Annotated in this window: 21 protein-coding genes; 14 read left to right on the forward strand and 7 right to left on the reverse strand. The window is 60.3% G+C overall.

Annotated elements, in window-relative coordinates; translation table 11 throughout:
* Positions 1-72: 72 nt before the first annotated feature.
* The 6 genes from ftsZ to PIB16_RS09025 all read left to right on the forward strand — a co-directional run bounded on the left by ftsZ (position 73) and on the right by PIB16_RS09025 (position 9,094).
* Entirely contained in the window at positions 73-1,833 is a 1,761-nt protein-coding gene (ftsZ, locus tag PIB16_RS09000) for a cell division protein FtsZ (protein ID WP_271045463.1), read from the forward strand.
* 265 nt (positions 1,834-2,098) lie between these two features.
* Positions 2,099-3,058 (forward strand): UDP-3-O-acyl-N-acetylglucosamine deacetylase, encoded by a 960-nt coding sequence (lpxC, locus tag PIB16_RS09005; RefSeq protein WP_003522208.1) that lies wholly within the window; start codon positions 2,099-2,101, stop codon positions 3,056-3,058.
* Between the two features lie 233 nt (positions 3,059-3,291).
* Positions 3,292-4,158: an outer membrane protein assembly factor BamD gene (locus tag PIB16_RS09010; RefSeq protein WP_003522209.1), complete on the forward strand. Its 867-nt coding sequence runs from the start codon at positions 3,292-3,294 to the stop codon at positions 4,156-4,158.
* A 15-nt stretch (positions 4,159-4,173) separates the two neighbouring features.
* Positions 4,174-5,847 carry a DNA repair protein RecN gene (recN, locus tag PIB16_RS09015; RefSeq protein ID WP_271045464.1) on the forward strand — a complete coding sequence of 558 codons (1,674 nt, stop codon included), beginning with the start codon at positions 4,174-4,176 and terminating at the stop codon, positions 5,845-5,847.
* Between the two features lie 114 nt (positions 5,848-5,961).
* Positions 5,962-8,136 (forward strand): NAD-dependent DNA ligase LigA, encoded by a 2,175-nt coding sequence (ligA, locus tag PIB16_RS09020; RefSeq protein ID WP_271045465.1) that lies wholly within the window; start codon positions 5,962-5,964, stop codon positions 8,134-8,136.
* Between the two features lie 64 nt (positions 8,137-8,200).
* On the forward strand, positions 8,201-9,094 hold the full coding sequence (locus tag PIB16_RS09025; RefSeq protein WP_271045466.1) for an aminoglycoside phosphotransferase family protein: 894 nt from the start codon (positions 8,201-8,203) through the stop codon (positions 9,092-9,094).
* A 6-nt stretch (positions 9,095-9,100) separates the two neighbouring features.
* Here PIB16_RS09025 and PIB16_RS09030 read toward each other — a convergent pair whose 3' ends face one another.
* Together PIB16_RS09030 and PIB16_RS09035 are read right to left on the reverse strand one after the other, a co-directional pair.
* Positions 9,101-9,634, reverse strand: coding sequence for a GNAT family N-acetyltransferase (locus tag PIB16_RS09030; protein ID WP_174036219.1), 534 nt, complete (start codon positions 9,632-9,634; stop codon positions 9,101-9,103).
* Positions 9,635-9,816: 182 nt separating this feature from the next.
* On the reverse strand, positions 9,817-10,746 hold the full coding sequence (locus PIB16_RS09035) for a DMT family transporter (protein ID WP_065655957.1): 930 nt from the start codon (positions 10,744-10,746) through the stop codon (positions 9,817-9,819).
* Positions 10,747-10,944: 198 nt separating this feature from the next.
* On the opposite strand from PIB16_RS09035, the gene gcvA reads away from it, so the two are divergent.
* From gcvA to PIB16_RS09050, 3 genes are read left to right on the forward strand one after another with little or no spacing between them, the layout of a single operon-like run.
* Positions 10,945-11,847, forward strand: a complete 903-nt coding sequence (gene gcvA / locus PIB16_RS09040; protein ID WP_271045467.1) for a transcriptional regulator GcvA — start codon at positions 10,945-10,947, stop codon at positions 11,845-11,847.
* 43 nt (positions 11,848-11,890) lie between these two features.
* Complete coding sequence (locus PIB16_RS09045) at positions 11,891-12,499, forward strand: 3'-5' exonuclease (RefSeq protein WP_035220530.1); 609 nt, start codon at positions 11,891-11,893, stop codon at positions 12,497-12,499.
* Between the two features lie 46 nt (positions 12,500-12,545).
* The gene (locus PIB16_RS09050; RefSeq protein ID WP_035220532.1) at positions 12,546-13,037 is read left to right on the forward strand and encodes a CreA family protein; all 492 of its coding nucleotides are present in this window, start codon (positions 12,546-12,548) and stop codon (positions 13,035-13,037) included.
* Between the two features lie 32 nt (positions 13,038-13,069).
* On the opposite strand, the gene PIB16_RS09055 is transcribed toward PIB16_RS09050, so the two are convergent.
* The gene (locus PIB16_RS09055; protein WP_003522339.1) at positions 13,070-13,537 is read right to left on the reverse strand and encodes a chemotaxis protein CheW; all 468 of its coding nucleotides are present in this window, start codon (positions 13,535-13,537) and stop codon (positions 13,070-13,072) included.
* 87 nt (positions 13,538-13,624) lie between these two features.
* Here PIB16_RS09055 and PIB16_RS09060 point away from each other — a divergent pair, with 87 nt between their 5' ends.
* The 3 genes from PIB16_RS09060 to PIB16_RS09070 all read left to right on the forward strand — a co-directional run bounded on the left by PIB16_RS09060 (position 13,625) and on the right by PIB16_RS09070 (position 15,635).
* Positions 13,625-13,921, forward strand: a complete 297-nt coding sequence (locus PIB16_RS09060; protein WP_244926202.1) for a hypothetical protein — start codon at positions 13,625-13,627, stop codon at positions 13,919-13,921.
* 141 nt (positions 13,922-14,062) lie between these two features.
* A complete protein-coding gene (sco, locus tag PIB16_RS09065) occupies positions 14,063-14,662 on the forward strand; it encodes a cytochrome oxidase assembly protein Sco (RefSeq protein WP_003522341.1) in 600 nt (199 codons plus the stop codon).
* Between the two features lie 94 nt (positions 14,663-14,756).
* Complete coding sequence (locus PIB16_RS09070; protein ID WP_065655958.1) at positions 14,757-15,635, forward strand: 50S ribosomal protein L11 methyltransferase; 879 nt, start codon at positions 14,757-14,759, stop codon at positions 15,633-15,635.
* A gap of 146 nt (positions 15,636-15,781) precedes the next feature.
* Here PIB16_RS09070 and PIB16_RS09075 read toward each other — a convergent pair whose 3' ends face one another.
* Positions 15,782-15,955, reverse strand: a complete 174-nt coding sequence (locus PIB16_RS09075) for a hypothetical protein (protein WP_020009313.1) — start codon at positions 15,953-15,955, stop codon at positions 15,782-15,784.
* A 293-nt stretch (positions 15,956-16,248) separates the two neighbouring features.
* On the opposite strand from PIB16_RS09075, the gene PIB16_RS09080 reads away from it, so the two are divergent.
* Entirely contained in the window at positions 16,249-18,090 is a 1,842-nt protein-coding gene (locus tag PIB16_RS09080) for an aminopeptidase P family protein (RefSeq protein ID WP_271045468.1), read from the forward strand.
* Here PIB16_RS09080 and PIB16_RS09085 read toward each other — a convergent pair.
* Both PIB16_RS09085 and PIB16_RS09090 read right to left on the reverse strand, forming a co-directional pair.
* The gene (locus PIB16_RS09085; RefSeq protein ID WP_065655824.1) at positions 18,087-18,401 is read right to left on the reverse strand and encodes an AzlD family protein; all 315 of its coding nucleotides are present in this window, start codon (positions 18,399-18,401) and stop codon (positions 18,087-18,089) included. The two genes, PIB16_RS09080 and PIB16_RS09085, sit on opposite strands and share 4 nt — an antisense overlap.
* Complete coding sequence (locus PIB16_RS09090; protein ID WP_271045469.1) at positions 18,398-19,105, reverse strand: AzlC family ABC transporter permease; 708 nt, start codon at positions 19,103-19,105, stop codon at positions 18,398-18,400. Before PIB16_RS09090 ends, PIB16_RS09085 begins: the two co-directional genes overlap by 4 nt.
* A gap of 183 nt (positions 19,106-19,288) precedes the next feature.
* Between PIB16_RS09090 and PIB16_RS09095 the strand changes: the two genes are divergently transcribed.
* The gene (locus PIB16_RS09095) at positions 19,289-19,525 is read left to right on the forward strand and encodes a DUF2164 domain-containing protein (RefSeq protein WP_065655826.1); all 237 of its coding nucleotides are present in this window, start codon (positions 19,289-19,291) and stop codon (positions 19,523-19,525) included.
* Between the two features lies 1 nt (position 19,526).
* On the opposite strand, the gene pncA is transcribed toward PIB16_RS09095, so the two are convergent.
* Positions 19,527-20,153: a bifunctional nicotinamidase/pyrazinamidase gene (gene pncA / locus PIB16_RS09100; protein ID WP_271045470.1), complete on the reverse strand. Its 627-nt coding sequence runs from the start codon at positions 20,151-20,153 to the stop codon at positions 19,527-19,529.
* Between the last annotated feature and the right edge of the window lie 239 nt (positions 20,154-20,392).

Genomic DNA, 20,392 nt, shown 5'->3' on the forward strand with positions numbered 1-20,392 from the left:
CGGAGGTTTCAGAGTTGAGTTTCAAGAATCGGCCAGCGGGGCGATGCGGCCAGAGAAAGAAGGAATGTTAAAATGACGATACAGCTGCAGAAGCCTGATATCACAGAGCTGAAGCCACGCATCACCGTCTTCGGTGTTGGCGGTGGTGGTGGTAACGCTGTCAACAACATGATCACGGCTGGTCTTCAGGGCGTCGACTTCGTCGTCGCCAACACGGATGCCCAGGCACTGACCATGACCAAGGCAGATCGGGTCATTCAGCTCGGCGTCAACGTCACCGAAGGCCTCGGCGCCGGTTCGCAGCCGGAAGTCGGCCGCGCTGCCGCTGAAGAATGCATCGACGAGATCATCGACCACCTGAACGGCACCCACATGTGCTTCGTCACCGCCGGCATGGGCGGCGGCACCGGCACGGGTGCTGCTCCCGTCGTCGCACAGGCCGCCCGCAACAAGGGCATCCTGACGGTCGGCGTCGTCACCAAGCCTTTCCACTTCGAAGGCGGCCGCCGTATGCGTCTTGCCGAACAGGGCATCGAGGAACTGCAGAAGTCCGTCGATACGCTGATCGTCATTCCGAACCAGAACCTCTTCCGTATTGCCAACGACAAGACGACCTTCGCCGACGCCTTCGCCATGGCCGACCAGGTTCTCTACTCCGGCGTTGCCTGCATCACCGACCTGATGGTGAAGGAAGGTCTCATCAACCTTGACTTCGCCGACGTCCGTTCGGTCATGCGCGAAATGGGCCGCGCAATGATGGGCACCGGCGAAGCTTCCGGTCCGGGCCGCGCAATGCAGGCTGCGGAAGCGGCGATCGCCAACCCGCTGCTCGACGAAACCTCGATGAAGGGTGCACAGGGCCTGCTGATCTCCATCACCGGCGGTCGCGACCTTACCCTGTTCGAAGTCGACGAAGCTGCGACCCGTATCCGCGAAGAAGTCGATCCGGATGCGAACATCATCCTCGGCGCAACCTTCGACGAAGCTCTGGAAGGTCTCATCCGCGTCTCCGTCGTTGCGACCGGCATCGACCGCGTTGCAGGCGTCGGCGAACAGAACGTTGCCGATATGCGTGCCTCAGCAGCCGTTGCCAAGCCGCTTATCCGTCCTTCCGCGGCCGTTGCTTCCGCTCCGGCCGCAGTTCAGCCTGCTCCAGCAGTATCGCAGGCACAGAAGGCCGTAGACCCGATCGCCCAGACCATCCGTTCGGCGGAAGCCGAAATGGAACGTGAACTCGGTTTCGCCGCACACCAGCAGCCGGCTCAGGATTTCCGTCCGCAGAGCAAGCTGTTCGCATCTTCTCCGGCTGAAGCGCCGGCGGCTCTCCGTCCGGCCCAGCCGGTTCAGCAGGCCGCTCCGGCGCCGGTCGCTCCGGCGCCCGTCTATCATGCTCCGGAACAGGTTGCCGCTCCGGCGCCGCGCATGCAGCAGCCGCAGGCTCCTGTCTATCAGGAACCCGCACCGGTTGCCCGCCAGCCTGAGCCGGTTCGCATGCCGAAGGTCGAAGACTTCCCGCCGGTCGTCAAGGCCGAGATGGAACATCGCACCCATGCCGCTCCTGCTGCCCAGGAAGAGCGTGGCCCGATGGGTCTCCTGAAGCGCATCACCAACTCGCTTGGCCGCCGCGAAGAAGAAGAAGTTCCGTCCGACATGATGGATGCGCCGAGCATGGCGCCGCAGCAGCGCCGCGCCCCGCTTTCGCCGGAAGCCAGCCTCTACGCACCGCGTCGTGGCCAGCTTGACGACCACGGCCGCGCAACGCCTTCTTCGGCCAGCCATCACGACGACGACCAGCTGGAAATCCCGGCCTTCCTGCGCCGCCAGTCCAACTAAGGGCGATTCCATCCGCCTCTTCGAACGCCCGGGTTTCACGATCCGGGCGTTTTGTTTATTTTACGTTATTAACACTAAATTAATTCGTGTTTTCAGGGGTTTACGCGTGTAACAATCCGAAACGAACAGTGATTTGTCGTGGCACCTACATGTGCGTATGTATGAGGCTGGGTAAAGGAAAACACGGACTTGGCCGGTTGCCAAACCGGCTCGAAAACTTGAACGGCGCTCAAGCGGCGCGGTTTGCAAAACAAGGCATATTCGCATGACTATCGGACTGCTCGGATTTCAGACAACTATCGCAAATGCTGTTCAGCTCAAAGGCATTGGCGTGCATTCCGGCAATCCGGTTTCGATGACCTTCCAGCCCGCAGAAGCCGGAACGGGCATCGTCTTCCATCGCCTTCACGACAATGGCAGCGTTACCGAGTTGAAGGCGGTTTCGGCCAATGTCGGCAATACCGACCTGTGCACCGTGCTCGGCCGTTCGCTTTCCCAGTCGGTGGCGACGATCGAGCACGTCATGGCTGCCATCTACGCCATGGGCCTCGATAACCTCATCGTTGAAGTCGACGGTCCGGAAGCGCCGATCATGGATGGCAGCTCGGCACCTTTCATCGAAGCGATCGAATCGGTCGGGATCAAGAGCCTCGGCGTGAAGCGCCGTTATATTCGCGTCACCAAGCCGGTGCGCATCGATTCGGGCGCCTCCTGGGCGGAGTTCCGTCCCTATGACGGCACGCGCTTCGAGGTCGACATCGATTTCGACACGCCGCTGATCGGCAAGCAGTCCTGGAAGGGCGACCTGACGGCGGAGAGCTTCAAGAACGAGCTGTCGCGCGCCCGCACCTTCGGTTTCATGCGGGATGTGGAGCGCCTGTGGGCCGCCGGTTATGCGCTTGGCTCCTCGCTTGAGAACTCGGTCGTCATCTCCGACGACAACAGCGTCATCAACATGGAAGGCCTGCGTTACGCCAAGGACGAATTCGTCCGTCACAAGACGCTGGACGCCGTGGGCGACCTGGCGCTTGCCGGCGCACAGTTCATCGGCTGCTACCGCTCCTATCGCGGCGGCCACAAGGTCAATGCGAATGCGCTGAAGGCGCTTTTGAGCGACCGCACTGCCTACGAGATCGTCGAAGCGCCGGCCGCCCGCAACCAGATGGTGCGCGCCCGCGAATTCGTTGCGGTCAACATGCCGGAATTCGCACCCTGGTCTGCGTGAATTCCTTCGCAGGCTATCAATTGACAGAAAAAGCCGCTCCCTTTGGGGCGGCTTTTTCGTGATGCGAACAAGAAGTTGCGTAATATCGCCTGATATTCATGCGATTGCACGGGTCGATGCCATAAAAATGCGTTAATGCGTCATCATTGCGTTGCCCTGCGGATGCTTTTATGGCTAGAACGCCAGTGCAAAGCCGATGCTTATGTATTTGCGCGGGAAGTGGGAACTGTCGAATGAAGCATGTAGGGTCTGGTGCAATGAAGGGTACGATGCGGGGGATCGCCGTCTCGTTGATGTTGGTCGGCGCGAGTGTCGCCGTCACGGCCTGCCAGTCCGATCCGGATATCGACATCACCAAGCTCGGCGTCGAGACCGATCCGCCGGATGTTCTGTACAAGCAGGGGCTTGCCAACATGAACGCCGGTAACATGACGGAAGCCTCACGCAAGTTCGAGGCGATCGACAAGCAGTACCCCTTCACCGAATGGGGCCAGAAGGCGCTGGTGATGCAGACCTTCATTGCCACGCGCACCAACAAGAACGATGTGGCCATTACCAATGGCAGCCGGTTCCTGCGCCAATATCCGCGCTCCAAGGATGCCGCTTACGTTCAGTACATGATCGGTCTTGCCTATTCGAAGCAGATTTCCGACGTCACGCAGGACCAGCGCGCCGCACAGCGCACCGTCGAGGCGATGAACAAGGTCGTCAACGACTATCCCGATTCGGAATATGTCGCCGACGCACAGGCCAAGATCCGTTTCGCCCGCGACCAGCTCGCCGGCCGCGAAATGCAGGTCGGCCGTTATTATCTTGAGCGCAAGGAATACCTCGCCGCCGTTTCGCGTTTCCGCATCGTCGTCGAGCAGTACCAGAACACCAACCAGATCGAGGAAGCGCTGGCGCGTCTGACGGAAGCCTATTACGCGATGGGCCTTGTGGACGAAGCGCAGACCGCGGCCGCTGTTCTCGGCAACAACTATCCTGACAGCCAATGGTATTCTGATTCCTACAAGCTGCTGAAGGGCAGCGGGCTGGAGCCGCGGGAAAACAAGGGGTCTTGGATTTCGCGCGCCGGCAAGAAGCTCATCGGCGCCTGAGACGGGGCATAGGCCATGCTGGTCCAGCTCTCGATTCGCGATATCGTTCTCATCGAAAGGCTCGACCTCGGTTTCGAGGCGGGCCTTTCCGTGTTGACGGGCGAGACGGGTGCGGGCAAATCTATTCTTCTCGATAGTCTCTCGCTCGCGCTTGGCGGGCGTGGCGATGGCGGCCTTGTGCGGCACGGGGAAGAGAAGGGGCAGGTGACCGCCACCTTCGAAGTCCCGAACAATCACCCGACACGGCTTCTCCTGCGTGAAAACGGTCTCGACGACGATGGCGACCTGATTTTCCGCCGGGTGCAATCCTCTGACGGTCGGACCAAGGCCTATATCAACGATCAGGCCATCAGCGTGCAGATGATGCGCCAGCTCGGGCAATTGCTGGTCGAAATCCATGGCCAGCATGATGATCGCGCGCTTGTCGATACCGATGCACACCGCACGCTGCTGGATGCCTTTGCCGGGCTGAGCGATGAGGCTCGCGCCGTTCAGGGCCTCTACCGCACCTGGAAGGATGCCGAGCGTGCGCTGAAGACGCACCGCGCCAAGGTGGAGGCGGCAGCGCGCGAGGCGGATTACCTTCGCTCTTCCGTCGAGGAACTGGAAACGCTCTCGCCGCGCGACGGTGAAGAGGATGAGCTGGCCGAACGCCGGGCGGTGATGCAGAAGTCCGAACGCATTGCCGGCGATATCGCCGAGGCCAGCGAATTTCTGAACGGCAATGCGTCGCCTGTGCCTGTCATCGCCTCAATGATGCGGCGTCTGGAGCGCAAGAGCCACGAGGCTCCCGGCTTGCTGGAAGACACGGTGCAATTGCTGGATGCCGCGCTCGACAGCCTTTCCAATGCGCAGATGGAAGTGGAGGCGGCGCTGCGCCGCACCGAATTCGATCCGCGTGAGCTGGAGCGGGTGGAGGAGCGGCTGTTTGCGCTGCGCGCTGCCGGGCGTAAATATAACGTTGCCGTGCCAGATTTGCCGGCTCTCGCCGAAAAAATGGTGGCCGATCTCGCCGATCTCGATGCCGGCGAAGAAAAGCTCGGCAAGCTCGAGGCCAATCTCGGCGTGGTGAAGGCTGATTTCGACCGTGCCGCGCAATCCCTTTCCGAAAAACGCCGCCATGCGGCGGATGCGCTTTCCAATGCGGTGATGGCAGAGCTGCCGGCGCTGAAACTGGAGCGGGCGCGGTTTACCGTCGAGGTGACCTCCGATGCCGAGCAGGCGACGGCCGACGGCATCGACACGGTTGAATTCCACGTCCAGACCAATCCGGGCACACGGCCGGGACCGATCATGAAGGTGGCCTCGGGCGGCGAATTGTCCCGCTTTCTGCTGGCGCTGAAAGTGGCGCTGGCGGATCGCGGTTCGGCACCGACGCTGGTGTTCGATGAAATCGATACGGGTGTCGGCGGCGCGGTGGCGGATGCCATCGGCCAGCGGCTGCGCCGCCTGTCGAAAACCGTGCAGGTTCTGTCCGTTACCCATGCGCCGCAGGTGGCGGCACGGGCGGCGACCCATCTTCTCATTTCCAAGGGCCCATCCGGCGACGGCAGCGAGCGTATCGCCACGCGCGTAGCCACCATGGAACCGAAGCACCGCACCGAAGAGATTGCCCGCATGCTTGCCGGTGCATCGGTGACGGACGAGGCGAGGGCTGCGGCGGCTCGCCTGCTAGCGGCCAAGGACTGACCGCTACCGATAGCGTTGCGAGAGCGGATCCGGCTTGTGAGTCCAGCGGCAAAACTGTTTTTAATGTTTGTTATTTCGGCTAAAAGCGTTCGGTAATTCGCAAAAGAGGCCGTCATGTCGAAAGACCAGAAATCCGTCGAAAACCTCACCGAGCTTGAAGCCTCTTCCGAGCTTGCGTTTCTGGCGGCCGAGCTTGCCCGCCACGATGCGCTCTACCACGGCAAGGATGCGCCGGAGATTACGGACGCGGAATATGATGCGCTGAAGCGGCGCAACGATGCCATCGAAGCAGCTTTCCCAGCGCTGGTGCGGGCCGACAGCCCGTCGAAAAAAGTCGGCTTCGCGCCGCTTCCGACCTTCGCACCTATCGTGCATGCGCGGCCGATGCTTTCGCTCGACAATACGTTTTCGGAAGAGGATTTGCGGGATTTCGTGAGTTCCGTCTATCGCTTCCTCGGGCATCTGCCGGACGATTCCATCGCCTTCACCGCCGAGCCGAAGATCGATGGGCTTTCCATGTCGATCCGCTATGAGAACCGCAGGCTGACGACGGCGGCGACGCGCGGAGATGGCACGACGGGCGAGAATGTCACCGCCAATATCAGGACCATCAAGGAAATTCCGAACGAGCTGCCCGCCGATGCGCCCGATGTGGTGGAAGTACGCGGCGAAGTCTATATGGCCAAGAGCGACTTTCTGGCGCTCAATGCCCAGATGGAGGCCGAAGGCAAGCAGACCTATGTGAACCCGCGCAACACGGCATCCGGTTCCCTGCGCCAGCTCGACGCCAATGTGACGGCGAAACGCAAGCTGCGGTTCTTCGCCTATGCGCTGGGCGAGGTTTCGAATGGCGGCCAGCCGGCGCGGATCGCCGATACGCAATATGGCATCGTGGAGAAATTCCGGGACTGGGGCTTTCCAGTCAATCCGCTGATGAAGCGATTCACCTCTGCCGCGCAATTGCTTGAGCATTATAATGAAATAGGCGTCGCACGGCCCGATCTCGATTATGATATCGATGGCGTGGTCTATAAGGTCGACCGGCTCGATCTGCAGGAACGGCTGGGCTTCCGCTCGCGCAGCCCGCGCTGGGCCACCGCCCATAAATTTCCGGCCGAGCAGGCCTTTACCACGGTTGAGAATATCGAAATTCAGGTGGGGCGCACCGGTGCCTTGACGCCGGTGGCGCGTCTCACCCCGATCACCGTCGGCGGTGTCGTCGTCACCAATGCGACGCTGCATAATGCCGATTATATCGAAGGCATCGGCAATAGCGGGGAGCGTATCCGCCCGGAGGACCACGATATCCGTATCGGCGATACGGTCATCGTGCAGCGCGCCGGTGACGTCATTCCGCAGGTGCTGGATGTGCTTCTGGAAAAGCGCCCGGCCGAGGCAGTGAAATATGCCTTTCCGGAAAAATGTCCGGTCTGCGGCAGCCATGCGGTGCGGGAGCGTAATGAGAAGACCGGCAAGCTCGATTCGGTCACGCGCTGCACGGGCGGGTTCGTTTGCCGCGCGCAGGCGGTTGAACATCTCAAACATTTCGTCTCGCGCAATGCTTTCGATATCGAAGGGCTGGGCACCAAGCAGATCGATTTCTTCTTCGAAAGCGACGATCCGGCGCTCTCGATCAAGACCGCTCCTGATATTTTCACCCTGAAGGCGCGGCAGGAAGCCTCGCAACTGACCAAGCTCGAGAATATCGACGGCTTCGGCAAGGTCAGCGTCAGAAAGCTGTTCGACGCCATCGATGCCCGCCGCGAGATTGATCTGCACCGGCTGATCTTCGCGCTCGGCATCCGCCATGTGGGCGAGACCACGGCGAAGCTTCTGGCGCGCTCCTATGGCACTTACGAACATTTCGAAGAGAGCATGAAGGCGGCAGCCGACCCGGCGAGCGATGCCTGGGCCGAACTCAACAGCATCGACGGCATCGGCGAGGTGGTGGCCCGCGCCATCGTCGAATTCTACAAGGAGCCGCGCAATCTCGATGTCATCGACCGGCTGATACGGGAGCTTCGCCCGAAGGAGGCCGAAAAGCCCTCGACCGATGGCAGTCCGGTGGCGGGTAAGACGGTGGTGTTTACCGGCTCGCTGGAGAAATTTACCCGTGACGAGGCCAAGGCGCGCGCCGAAAGCCTCGGCGCGAAAGTGGCCGGTTCCGTCTCGAAAAAGACCGATATTCTGGTGGCGGGACCGGGGGCGGGTTCCAAGCTTGCCAAGGCGACGGAACTGGGCGTGCAGACCATGGATGAGGACGAGTGGCTGGCCTTGATCGGCGGCTGATACATAGTCACGGCAATGTTGTCATCTGCCGCTAGAGCTTTGCGCCTGACACGGAGAGCACAGCATGGATGACCGCATTGTCGTCAGCACAGAGCAGGTCCGGGCGCTGGTTGACAGCCAGTTTCCGCAATGGGCGGGGTTAAATATTCGGCCGGTGGAACTGAGCGGCTGGGACAATCGCAGCTTCCGTCTTGGCGATGACATGCTGATCCGCATGCCAAGTGCCGCCCGGTATGTTGCGCAGGTGGAGAAGGAGCATCGGTGGCTGCCGGCGCTTGCGCCGCTGCTGCCTTTTCCGATCCCTGTGCCATTGGCGCTCGGGCAGCCGGGACAAGGTTTTCCGTTCCGCTGGTCCGTCTATTGCTGGCTTGAGGGCGAACCGCTCGCCCGGCATCTGGATCGCGTTGATCTTTCAGCCATCGCCATCAATGTTGCCGTTTTTTTAAAGGCGTTGCATCGAGTGGACGCTTCGGATGGCCCACCCGCAGGCGCGCATAACTTCCATCGCGGCGGCTCGCTTTCGGTTTATGACGGGGAGGCGAAGGTTTCGGCGGCGCGGCTTGCCGATGAGGTGGATCAGGCGCTGGCCATGGAGATATGGCAGCTTGCGCTTTCGAGCCATTGGCGCAAGCGGGGAGTGTGGGTACATGGCGACATTGCCGAGGGCAATCTGCTGGTGAAGGACGGCCGGCTTTCGGCCGTCATCGATTTCGGCAGTTCCGGCGTCGGCGATCCGTCTTCCGATCTCATCCTCGCCTGGAATGTGCTCGATGTGGAAAGCCGCGCCGTTTTTCGCCGGGCGCTGGATCTGGATGAGGCGACATGGCAGCGCGGGCGTGGCTGGGCGCTGTGGAAGGCTTTGATCGTGCTGGATGCGGAGCGCGGGCGTAACGACAAAATGGCCGAATGGTCGCGGCGGACCATTCGGGAAGTGTTTGCGGATCACCTGGACAACTGACCGGAACTATCGAAGACGCGCCATCACGTGGGCATCGACGTATTTTCCGTCACGATAAGCGTCGTTGCGTAGGGTGCCTTCGCGTTCGAAACCGAATTTCTCGTAAAGCCGGATTGCCGGGAGATTATCGGTGAAGACGTTCAGCTCGATGCGGCGTATATCGTGCCAATTGTCGGCCGTGTCGATCAACGCCCCGAGAATATATGATCCGACGCCCTTGCCCGCAAAATCGTCGTGAACACTGATCACCAGATCGGCGATGTGGGACTGCCTTCCTGCCCTGCGAAACAGTCCTGCATTGGCAACGATCTTTCCACGCCATTCGCCAACGATGGCGATATCGTTCGGGCCGCGGTTTTCCATCGATTTCCGCGTTTTTTCAACGGACTGAAACGGCTGTCGGAGCGTGCCGTGACGGACGCCGGGCAGGTTGAACATTTCGGTCAGGGCTTCGGCATCGTCCAGACGCGCCGCGCGCAGGACGACTTCGTTCAAGCTGAATTGCGAATCTTCATTATCGGCAAATTTCATGTTCTGCATGCCTGTCTCCTTGGGCGTATGGGAGCAGGTTTGCGAACCCTGCTCTGGTGGCAGGGTGGAAATGGATCGCTTAACGCGACGACATACCTCTGCCTGCCGGGCGGCCGGTGATGGTATGGCGACGGGTGGTGTTCTGTTTCGTTGCGATCATGCGCGCAGAATGCTTTTGCCGCATGGCCCTGTCAAGCGGGTGCGTTGCGCAGCAGGCTTCTGAGTTTTGCCGGCAGCCTGCCATCGATCGCGGCAAGACCGGCGGCGATCATCGCCATGCCGGCGAAGTGCTTCATCTCCAGCTGCTCGCCGAGGAGCAGCGAACCGAGCAGGATGGCGCTGACGGGAATGAGGAAGGTGACGAGGGCAAGGTTGGTGGCGCCGGCGCTGGCGAGGATGCGGAAGAAGATCAGGTAGGCGAGCGCCGTCGACAAGAGGGCGATGCCGACAAGCGCGCCCCAGGTTCCGAGGCCCGGCATGGCGAGCGTCCATGGTTTATCGATGAGAAGGGCGGCCGGGATGAGCATCAATGTCGAAGAGGAGATCTGGCCGGTGGCGGTCATCAGCGGCGGCACGCCCATGGCCTTGAAGCGGCGACCGAATATGCCCGCAAAGGAATAGGAGATGGCCGCACCAAGAATGGCGATCTGGCCCCAGAGGCCGGATGAGCCGGTGAAGGCGGCCGGGCCGATCATGGTCGCCACGCCCGCAAAGCCGATCAGCACGCCGGTGAGCTTGTTGCCGGTCATCTTCTCGTCAGCGGTAAGAAAATGGGCGACGATGACGGTGAAGAGGGGCGTGGTGGCATTGAGGATTGAGGCTAGTCCGCTGGCAATATGGGTCTGGCCCCAGACGATCAGGCAGAAGGGGATGATGTTGTTGAGCAGGCCCATGCCGAAAAAGGCGCGCCACACCGCCCATTCACGCGGCAGGCGAAGGCCCATGATGCGGCAGACGATGAGAAGCGCGATTGCCGCCAGGCTGACGCGCAGCGCAACGATGGTGACGGGCGGCAGTTCCTTGACGGCGACACCGATGAAAAAGAACGATCCGCCCCACAGAAGCGAAAGCGCTACGAGCATCGCCCATTCACCGGCATCCATCTGTTTCTGTATCGCCATCGTCATCTCCCAAAAGCATGAGTATCGAAATGATCGCAGGTGGGCTCGCCGCCATCCACCCGATATCGGTTGAGTTTGGCTCAATCTGGAGATGGGTGGCTTTCACTGCGTTTCAGGCCTTGTTGCGTCTATGTACTCCCTGTTTTATGGTGTTTTCAAACGATTGTTTCTCGTTCGATAATTGAGATGAGCTAAACCATGGCGGCCGAACTTCCGTCTCTGAAAGGGTTGCAGGCCTTCGAGGCCGCGGCACGGTATCGCAGTGTCACGCTTGCGTCCAATGAGTTGAATGTCACGCCCGGTGCCGTCAGCCTGCAAATCCGGGAGCTGGAGGCGCGGCTTGGCGTGCAATTGTTTTTCCGCAAGCCGCGCAGCATCCAGCTGACGCGTGAGGGGGAGCGTTATTACGGCGCGCTTCGCACCGCCTTCCGGATGATGCGGGAGGCGACGGCGGAACTGACGGCGCGTTCCGAGATCACGGTTCTGACGCTGAGCTGCACGCCGACCTTCGCCGTACAATGGCTGATGCCGCGATTGCCTGCCTTCCAGCAGCAACACCCGCAGGTGGATGTCCGCATCAGCGTGACCAATCGGCTGGTGGATTTTTCGAGGGACAACGTCGATCTGGCGGTACGGCACGGGTTCGGTCGGTATGAAGGGCTGGAGAGCATCCGCTTCATCGATGACAGCACTCTGCCGGTCTGTTCGCCGCAACTTCTGGAAAAATATGGGCCGCTTCAGGAGGCGTGGGACCTGAAATCCATTCCGCTTCTGCACGATGAAAACCGCAATGAATGGCGGCGCTGGCTGGAGGCGGCGGGGGCTTCGGACGTGGATGCCTCCGGCGGCACCGTCTTCATTGACAGCAATGGTGCGCTGGATGCGGCCAAGGCGGGGCACGGCATTGCGCTGACACGGCGTTCGCTGGTTTCCCGCGAGCTTGCGGAAGGCGCATTGATTGCGCCCTTCGACAAGGACATGGCCAGCACGCTTGCCTATTTCCTCGTCTATCCGCGGCGCATGCTGGATAATCCCGATCTGGTGACGCTCATCGACTGGATGCTTTCGGAAGCGGGTTCTGCCGAGGCCGGTTCTCTTTGATGTCAATCCGGTCTATGCCGGAATGAAACAACGGGAATCACTCTTGAAAACCATCGCCATCGATTTCGAGACCGCCAATGAGGAACGGGGCAGTGCCTGCTCCGTCGGGCTTGCATGGATAGAGGGCGGCGAGATCGTTCGCGTCGAGGAACGGTTGATCCGGCCGAAGGACATGCGGTTTTCGCCCTTCAACATCGCCGTGCATGGCATCCGCCCGGCCGATGTCGAAGATGCGCCGGAATTTCCCGAGGTGATGGAGGAGTTCATCGACGACTTCCATGGTGCGACGATGATCGCTCATAATGCCGCCTTCGATTTCAGCGTCATGCGGGCGTCTTTCGATAAATACCGGCAGTCCTATCCCGATCTTTCCTATCTGTGCAGCGTCAAGATCGCCCGGCATGTCTGGCCCAATCTGGCGTCGCACAAGCTGAATGTCATCGCCCATCACCTCCAGCTGCGTTTCGTGCATCACAATGCCGCCGAAGATGCCGTTGTCTGCGCGGCCGCTTCGATTGCGGCGGCCAAGGCTTTGCGCGTTGCCCATATTCGCGAACTGCCGGAAAAGATCGGCATGGTCGCGGGGCGTCTCACCTCCACCGGTTACCAGCCCTGCAGCATGAAAAAACGCGCCGTCTCCCGGGTTGCGTAACCGTTCCGCGCACTTATGTTTGAAGCAGCGTAACGGAGAAGATGCGATGACGATGAAAACTCTGTCGGGTTTGTTTGCGGGCTTTCTTGCATTGCTTCCGGTGACAGCGGCGCATTCGCAGGTGGTGGGCGAGGTCGGCGTCGACTGGATCGGCAATGACATCGTCATCGAGGCGATCGCCGATCCGAAGATCAAGGGCGTGACCTGCCATGTGACCTATTTCGAGCGCGGCGTCATCGACCGGCTGAAGAACGGCAACTGGTTTGAAGACCCTTCCAACAATGCCATTTCCTGCAGCCAGACGGGGCCGGTGGAGATCGGCGATATCGATCTCTCAAAGGGCGGGGAAGAGGTGTTCCGGCAGGGCATGTCGCTGGTCTGGAAGAAGCTCGTCGTCAGCCGCGTTTATGACAAGGCCAATGACACGCTGATCTATCTGGTGCATGCGCGGGAACTGACCGACGGCTCGGCAAAGATGGCGATTTCCACGGTGCCACTTTATAACCAGCAGGTCACATGGCAAAAGGGCAAGCCGTAAGGCCTGCCCCTCTCAATTGCGTTATGCCTTGATCAGGCCGCTTCGCGTGCCAGCTCGTCCGCAATCACGGTGTCGAGGTTGAGGAAGCAGACCATGCTCTTTTCCAGCGCCACGATGCCGCGGCAGAAGCTGCGCTGTTCTTCCGGAATGATATCGGGCGCGGGCTGCAGGTCTTCGGAGCGGATGGTCATCATGTCGGAGACCTGTTCCACCAGCAGGCCGACCAGCTTGCCGCCGATATCGGTGACGATGATGGCAGAGCGTTCGGAGGGTTCGGTCATCTTCATGCCGAGGCGGCCGGCCATGTCTATGACGGGAATGACGGCGCCGCGCAGGTTGATGAGGCCGAGAACATAAGGCGGGGTGTGCGGCATCGGCGTAACCGGCGCCCAACCGCGGATTTCGCGGATCGCCATGATGTCGATGCAGAATTCCTGATCGCCCAGATGGAAGGAAACGATTTCGAGATATGCGCCGGATTGCTTGATGGCGTTGGACATGACGGCAGGTTTCCTCTGATGGCTCTCTAACAGGCCCGCGCAGGATTGAGCTTTATGCGGTGGCCGGAGAATGGACCGGGAGACATCATGTCGAGGCTTAAAAACCGCTATGGTCATAATGCACAGCAAGATTTTAAACTTTCCCTAACATTTGCGCCGGTCTCGCCGGCAAAACCCAGTATTTTGGCGGTTTTCGCGCTCACACAAACAGGTTATGATGAGCATATGAACGCACTCGTTTCCCATCCGCTGAAGTTTATTCTGGCTAGTCTTGCCGCTGTGGCCTCGCTTGCCATCGTGCTTCTTGCCTTTGACGGCTGGGTGCGGCACGGCACGGATATTTTCCTGTCCACGGTGCAGAGCGGCATCGCCTGGTGCCTGTGACGCGTTTTCCGGCTGCGGATTTGTGACAAATCAGCGCGGTTCCCGCAAATACGCCCAGTTGATTTGCCGTCCCCGTCGCCTTTCGTTATCTGTCTGCCAAGGCCTGCGATATGCCGCCGGCTTTCGGGGTAGGATTGGACAATGAGAAATATTCGCATCGTATTGTGGGCCGTCGTGCTCGTTCTCGCCGGCGTTGTCAGCTGGTTGACGATCGAAATGACGAAGACGCGTAATGAAATGGTGGAGACGGCCTATGGCGTGCCCTTCCAACTCACGGCGCAAAACGGCCAGCCGATCACCGAAAAGGCCTTTCAGGGCAAGCCGACAGCGCTGTTCTTCGGTTTCACCCATTGCCCGGAAGTCTGCCCGACAACCCTTTTCGAGCTGAACGGCTGGATGGAGAAGGTGGACCCGGCCGGCGACAAGCTGCAGGCCTATTTCGTCTCCGTCGATCCCGAGCGCGATACGCCTGAGATCATGCAGCAATACGTCTCCAACGTCTCGAAGCGTATCACCGGCATCACCGGCCCGGCCGACAAGATCGCCGAAACGCTGAAGGGCTACCGCATCTATGCCAAGAAGGTGCCGGTGGACGAGAAGGATCCGAATGGCGACTACACCATGGATCACACGGCGTCCGTCATCCTGCTCGATGCCAATGGCCGTTTTTCCGGTACCATTGCTTATGGTGAAAACCCGGAAGTTGCCGAGCAAAAGCTTCAGAATCTTCTGAAGGGCTGATAGAGGCGGCATAATTGCGCGGGGCTTATTGGACTGGCCGAGGTTTTGTGGCAAAGGCAAGAACAATAACCTCATCCAGAGAAAGCAGCCCGCCGTGAGCGAAATCCGACTTTACGTCACCACGACCGAAATCCAGGCGGGTGAAATCCTCGATCTCATGTCGGACTATTTCGGCGAGGAGGATGTCGCGATTGCCACGACCGAGGTGGATGAGAAGCGCGATATCTGGGAAGCTTCGGTCTATCTGATGGCCGAGCAGGAGGAAGAGTTCCGCGAGCGTGTCAGCGCCCTGCTTGCTCCGGCCTTTCCCGATCTCGTCATCGAGAAGGAGACCGTTCCGGATGTCGACTGGATCGCCAAGTCGCTTGAAGGGCTGAAACCGGTCAGGGCAGGGCGTTTCATCGTGCATGGCGCCCATGATCGCGACAAGGTGCGGGCGAACGATCTGGCAATCGAAATCGAGGCCGGACAGGCTTTCGGCACCGGCCATCACGGCACGACGGCCGGCTGCCTTGAGATGATTGAGGAGGTTCTGCGGGCGCGCACCGTGCGCAACGCACTCGATCTTGGCACCGGCAGCGGCGTTCTGGCGATTGCCGTGCGCAAGATGCGCCCCATTCCCGTGCTGGCGACGGATATCGACCCCATCGCCGTCAAGGTGGCGAAGGAGAATGTGCGGCTGAACGGCATCGTCTCCGGGATGGCGCTGGAGACCGCGCCGGGCTTCCACTCGGACGCCTTCCGCAAGCATGGTCCGTTCGATCTCATCATCGCCAATATTCTGGCCCGGCCGCTCATCAAGATGGCGCCGCAGCTCGTCACGCATCTGGCGCCCGGCGGCACCGTCATCCTGTCCGGCATTCTGGCCTCACAGCGCTGGAAGGTGCTTTCCGCCTATAATGGCGCCCGGCTTTCCCATGTCCGCACCATCTGGCGCAACGGCTGGGTCACGCTGCATCTGCGTAAAGACTGAACCAGCGGCAATATCCCTTTCGGGCAAAAGAAAAGGCGGCGCTTTCGCGCCGCCTGGAAACCCGCGAGCATGGGAGGAGCTTACTCAAGCGGGTCGACGTATTCCTGTTCGGCGCGGTGGAGGGAGGATCGCCGCGCCGGACGTCATCAGAATACGTAGCTGGAGTTTGCCTTGCGACGCAGATCGGCGCGGTTCATGCCGAGCGCTTCCAGCGACTTGTCGTCGAGGTTCAGAAGGGCGGCGTTGACATGGCGGCTGACCTGACGCTCGCGTGCTTCAACGACGCGATCGAAGGCGGTGCGGAGGAAAGATTTTGCCATTGCTTCAAATCCTTGTTTGCCAGGAGAGTGTCTCTCTCGCTGTGTTGATCTGAAGATAAGCGATGTGTTTTTGTTTAGTTAGAGGGGATATCTCAGGGTAGATATGCATTTATCGCATGTCACTTCGCCTTGAGTATTACTTATTTCGCAAAATGTGCACAATTTATCGCCGCAATCCGGTCTGTCATATATGGCTTGAAACCGGCTTTGTCCGCGTGGCATTGTCGTTACGCGCCAATGATTTGACGGCGCACCTTGCAGCTTTTCTCCATGACAGTTCCCGAAAGACGCCCATGTTCCAGACCTTCGAAAACAAATCCGCGCCGCAATTTGGCAAGGCCCGCGTCGAGGCGCTGCGCGCCGGTTTCGATGCCCTTGGTATCGACGGTTTTCTGGTGCCGCGCGCCGATGAATATCAGGGGGAATATGTGCCGGAGTGCGCCGAGCGCCTGTCCTGGCTGACGGGCTTTACCGGTTCCGCCGGCATTGCGCTGGTGACGCGCACGGAGGCGGTGGTTTTTGTCGATGGCCGTTATACAACGCAGCTTAAGTCGCAGGTCGATCAATCGGTCTTCGGCGGCGGCGATCTGGTTGGCGCGCCGCCCTCCGTCTGGCTGGCCGAACATGCTCCACAGGGTTTCCGGCTCGGCATCGATCCATGGCTGCACACCGGCGCGGAGTTGAAGCGGCTGGAAAAGGTGCTTGCCGGAAAGGGCGGTTCGGTCGTCCTCCTGGAAAAGAATCCGCTCGATGCCCTGTGGCAGGACCGTCCCTCTGAGCCGCTGGAGCCTGTCGTTATCCAGCCAGAGGCCTTTACTGGCAGGCTGGCGAAGGAAAAGATCGCCTCGCTGGCGGAGACGGTCTCGGTAAAAGGCGCGGATGCCCTGCTGGTTACCGATCCATCCTCCATCGCCTGGATTTTCAATGTTCGCGGCAATGACGTGCCGCATACGCCGCATCCGCTCGCCCGCGCCATCATCTACGCCGATGGCAGGGCGGATATTTTTCTCGACAAGCGTAAGACCGGCATCGAGACCGAGGCCTATCTGGCGCAGCTTGCGACACAATTGCCGCCGTCGAAGATCGCTGACCGTCTGCATGCCATTGCCAGCGCCAAGGGCCGCGTCATGGTGGATGCGGATCTGACTCCGGTGGCGCTGACCGGCGCAATCACGGCGGCGGGCGGCTCGCTGATAGAGGAGGCCGATCCCGTTCGCCTGCCGCGCGCGCGCAAGAACAAGGCGGAGCTTGCCGGCTCGGCAGCCGCTCATGTGCAGGACGGCGCGGCCATGGTCGAATATCTCTGCTGGCTGGACCGCCAGCAACCGGGCAGCGTCACCGAAATCGCCGCCGTCAAGGCGCTGGAGGCCGCTCGGGTCAAGGTGGGGCAGGGGCTGCAAAACCCGCTCAAGGACGTGTCATTCGATACGATTTCAGGTGCCGGTGAACATGCCGCCATCATCCATTATCGCGTCACCACCGATACCGACCGCACACTTGCGGACGGCGAGATGTTCCTCGTCGATTCCGGCGCGCAATATGTCAATGGCACCACGGATATCACCCGTACCGTTGCAATCGGCACGGTGCCGGAAGAGCAGAAGCGTTTCTTTACACTGGTGCTGAAGGGCATGATCGGCATCAGCACCGCACGGTTTCCGAAGGGAACGCGCGGTTGCGATCTCGATCCGCTGGCGCGCATTGCGCTCTGGAAAGCGGGAGCGGATTACGCCCATGGCACCGGCCACGGCGTCGGGTCGTATCTTTCGGTGCATGAGGGGCCGCAGCGCATTTCGCGGCTTTCGACACAGGAGCTTCTGCCCGGCATGATCCTGTCAAACGAGCCGGGTTATTACCGGCCCGGCGCTTTCGGTATCCGCATCGAGAACCTCATCTATGTACGCGAGGCGGAAGAGGTGGCCGGCGGCGACCAGCCGATGTTCTCCTTCGAAACGCTGACCTGGTGCCCCATCGACCGCAGGCTGGTTGTCGCCGCTCTCCTGACCGATGAAGAACTGGACTGGCTGAACGCCTATCACGCCGGGGTTCTGGAGAAGCTTTCTCCCTTGATCACCGACGAGGAGGTTAAGGCGTGGCTCGTTGCCGCCACGAAGCCATTGGAGCGGGTCGCTTAAAGCAGCCCGAAATGCCTGATGGCGATGACGATGGCCCAGCCGACGGCGAGCATCGTCAGGCCGGGAAAGCGCAGGCAGACCAGAAGCGCTGCAACCATGCCGATCTTCACCTCGTATCCGCCTTCGAAAAAGGCGGGTGCGACGAGCGTGGTCAAAACCGCCACGGGAACGGCGTTCAGTCCCGCCTCCATGCGTGGCGGGATGGATTTCATCCGCGTCATCAGCACATAACCGCCGATGCGGGTCAGATAGGTGGCGATGGCGGCGAGCGCGATCAGGATCAGCGTATCGGTGTGCAGCATGTCGCTCATGGCGTTTCCACCCCGCTTTCAGAATTCGGCTTCGGCGGATAGAGGACCGCGACGAGAATTCCGGCGACGGCGCCGAGGCTGACATGCCACGGCGAACCGACGATGTGATAGGCGACCGTTGAGCCAACCGCGCTTGCCAGCATGACAGGGTAGAAATTCTCGCGCTGGCGGAAGCTCAAGACCATACCCATGAAATAGATCGGCAGCAGCACATCGAGACCGATGGCTTTGGGATCGCCGACCATATTGCCGAGCGATGCGCCGAGAATGGTCATGGCCAGCCACAGCACATAGACCGGCGCTGCAAAGCCCATGTACCAGGAAAAGCCGACCGTGCCGGTATTTTCGTATTTCCTGACCGATTCGGCAAATTGCGGATCGACCAGCACAAAGAAGCCCGCGGCTTTTTGCAGGAAAGACCAGTTCGAGATCATCCGGGCAATGGCGGCCGAATAGAGGATATGGCGGAAATTGACGGCGAAGACGGAAAGAACGATCAGCCAGGGGGCAACCTTCTGGCCGAACAATTCGATACCCACGAGTTGGCTCGCGCCCGCATAGACGGTGCCGCTCATGATCGTGGCCTCGGTGACGCTGAGCCCGTTATCGACTGCGACCGCGCCGAACAGCGCACCGAAGGGGGCGGCGGAGAGGGCGATCGGGAAACCGCTCTTCAATCCCTCGCGAAAATCTGCATTGAACATTTCTGGAAACTCCTTGCCCGCCGCTCTATCGCCGTCCCGCCCGGCTGGCAAACGAATTGCATGAATGGATCGATTGATTCCCTTGAAGCTTCCGTTACGGTAACGCCCCATATGGCCGGTGCCGGACGGATAGTTTCACCGCCTTCCTCCCGTACCCCTCAACAATCAAACGTTGGAAGATCGATGCTGGAAAAGCAGGAAAAGGCCGCCCTGGCCGCACGTATCCGGGACTATCTTGCCCGGGAGACCGAAGCCGAGATCGGCCATCTGCAGGCGGAAATCTTCGTCGATTTTCTGGCCGAGGAGTTGGGACATGTTTTTTACAATGAGGGGCTCAGGGATGCGCATGCCGCGATCCTGAGACGCCTTGAGGATGCAGCAGGCGATATCGACGTGCTGGAGAAGCCGAAGCGGCGCTAAACTAGTCCCGCAAAATGTCGCGGCTTTTGAGAATGGCCGCGCCTTTTTCCCGCATCGTCGAAATCGCGGCCTTGATGCCCTGCGGGTCGATGCCGCGGCTGGCATCTTCGATGAAACGGACATTCACACCGGGCAGCATATCGAGGGCATCGAGCACCGAGAAACTGACGCAATAATCGGTGGCAAGGCCGCAGACGTCGAGTTGCGTGACACCCTGACGGCTCAGATAGTCGGCCAGTCCCGTCGTCGCGCCCTGATCATTGTCGCGAAAGGCGGAATAACTGTCGACGGCGGGGTTTTCGCCCTTCTGCTGAATATAGTCGAAGGCGTCCGTCTTGAGGTCGGGATGAAATTCCGCATCCGGCGTGCCCTGCACGCAATGGTCCGGCCACATCATCTGCGGTTTGCCGGAGAGTTCGCCCATGTCGAAGGGTTTCTTGCCGGGATGCTGGGAGGCGAAGCTGCCGTGATTTTCCGGGTGCCAGTCCTGCGAGGCGACGATGAGATCGTAGCCGCCATTGTCGATCAGGGCATTGGCGATGGGCACGATCCTGTCGCCATCGGCAACGGCCAGATTGCCGCCGGGGCAAAAACCGTTCTGGATATCGATGAGCAGCAGCGCCTTCATGATGTGCCTCCCTTTTCAGGGCAGGATGCCAAGCCGGCTTTAACGGATCAAGCCCCTTTCGACCTCTTCGGCGGGCAGGGGTGTTTCGGGCAGGGGGCTTGCCCTGTCGCAGTCCTGCCGCATTTGCAGCAAATTTCCGGCCAAGTCGGAATTTACCTGACAATGCGGCGACGGAAATTTTTTAGGCCGATGACGACCCTTTAAGGGGCATTTCCCGGGACAATGCAGTGCGGATGCAC

Origin of the sequence: Agrobacterium sp. ST15.13.015 (assembly GCF_027871645.1) — a bacterium.
GTDB classification, from domain to species: Bacteria; Pseudomonadota; Alphaproteobacteria; order Rhizobiales; family Rhizobiaceae; genus Agrobacterium; species Agrobacterium leguminum.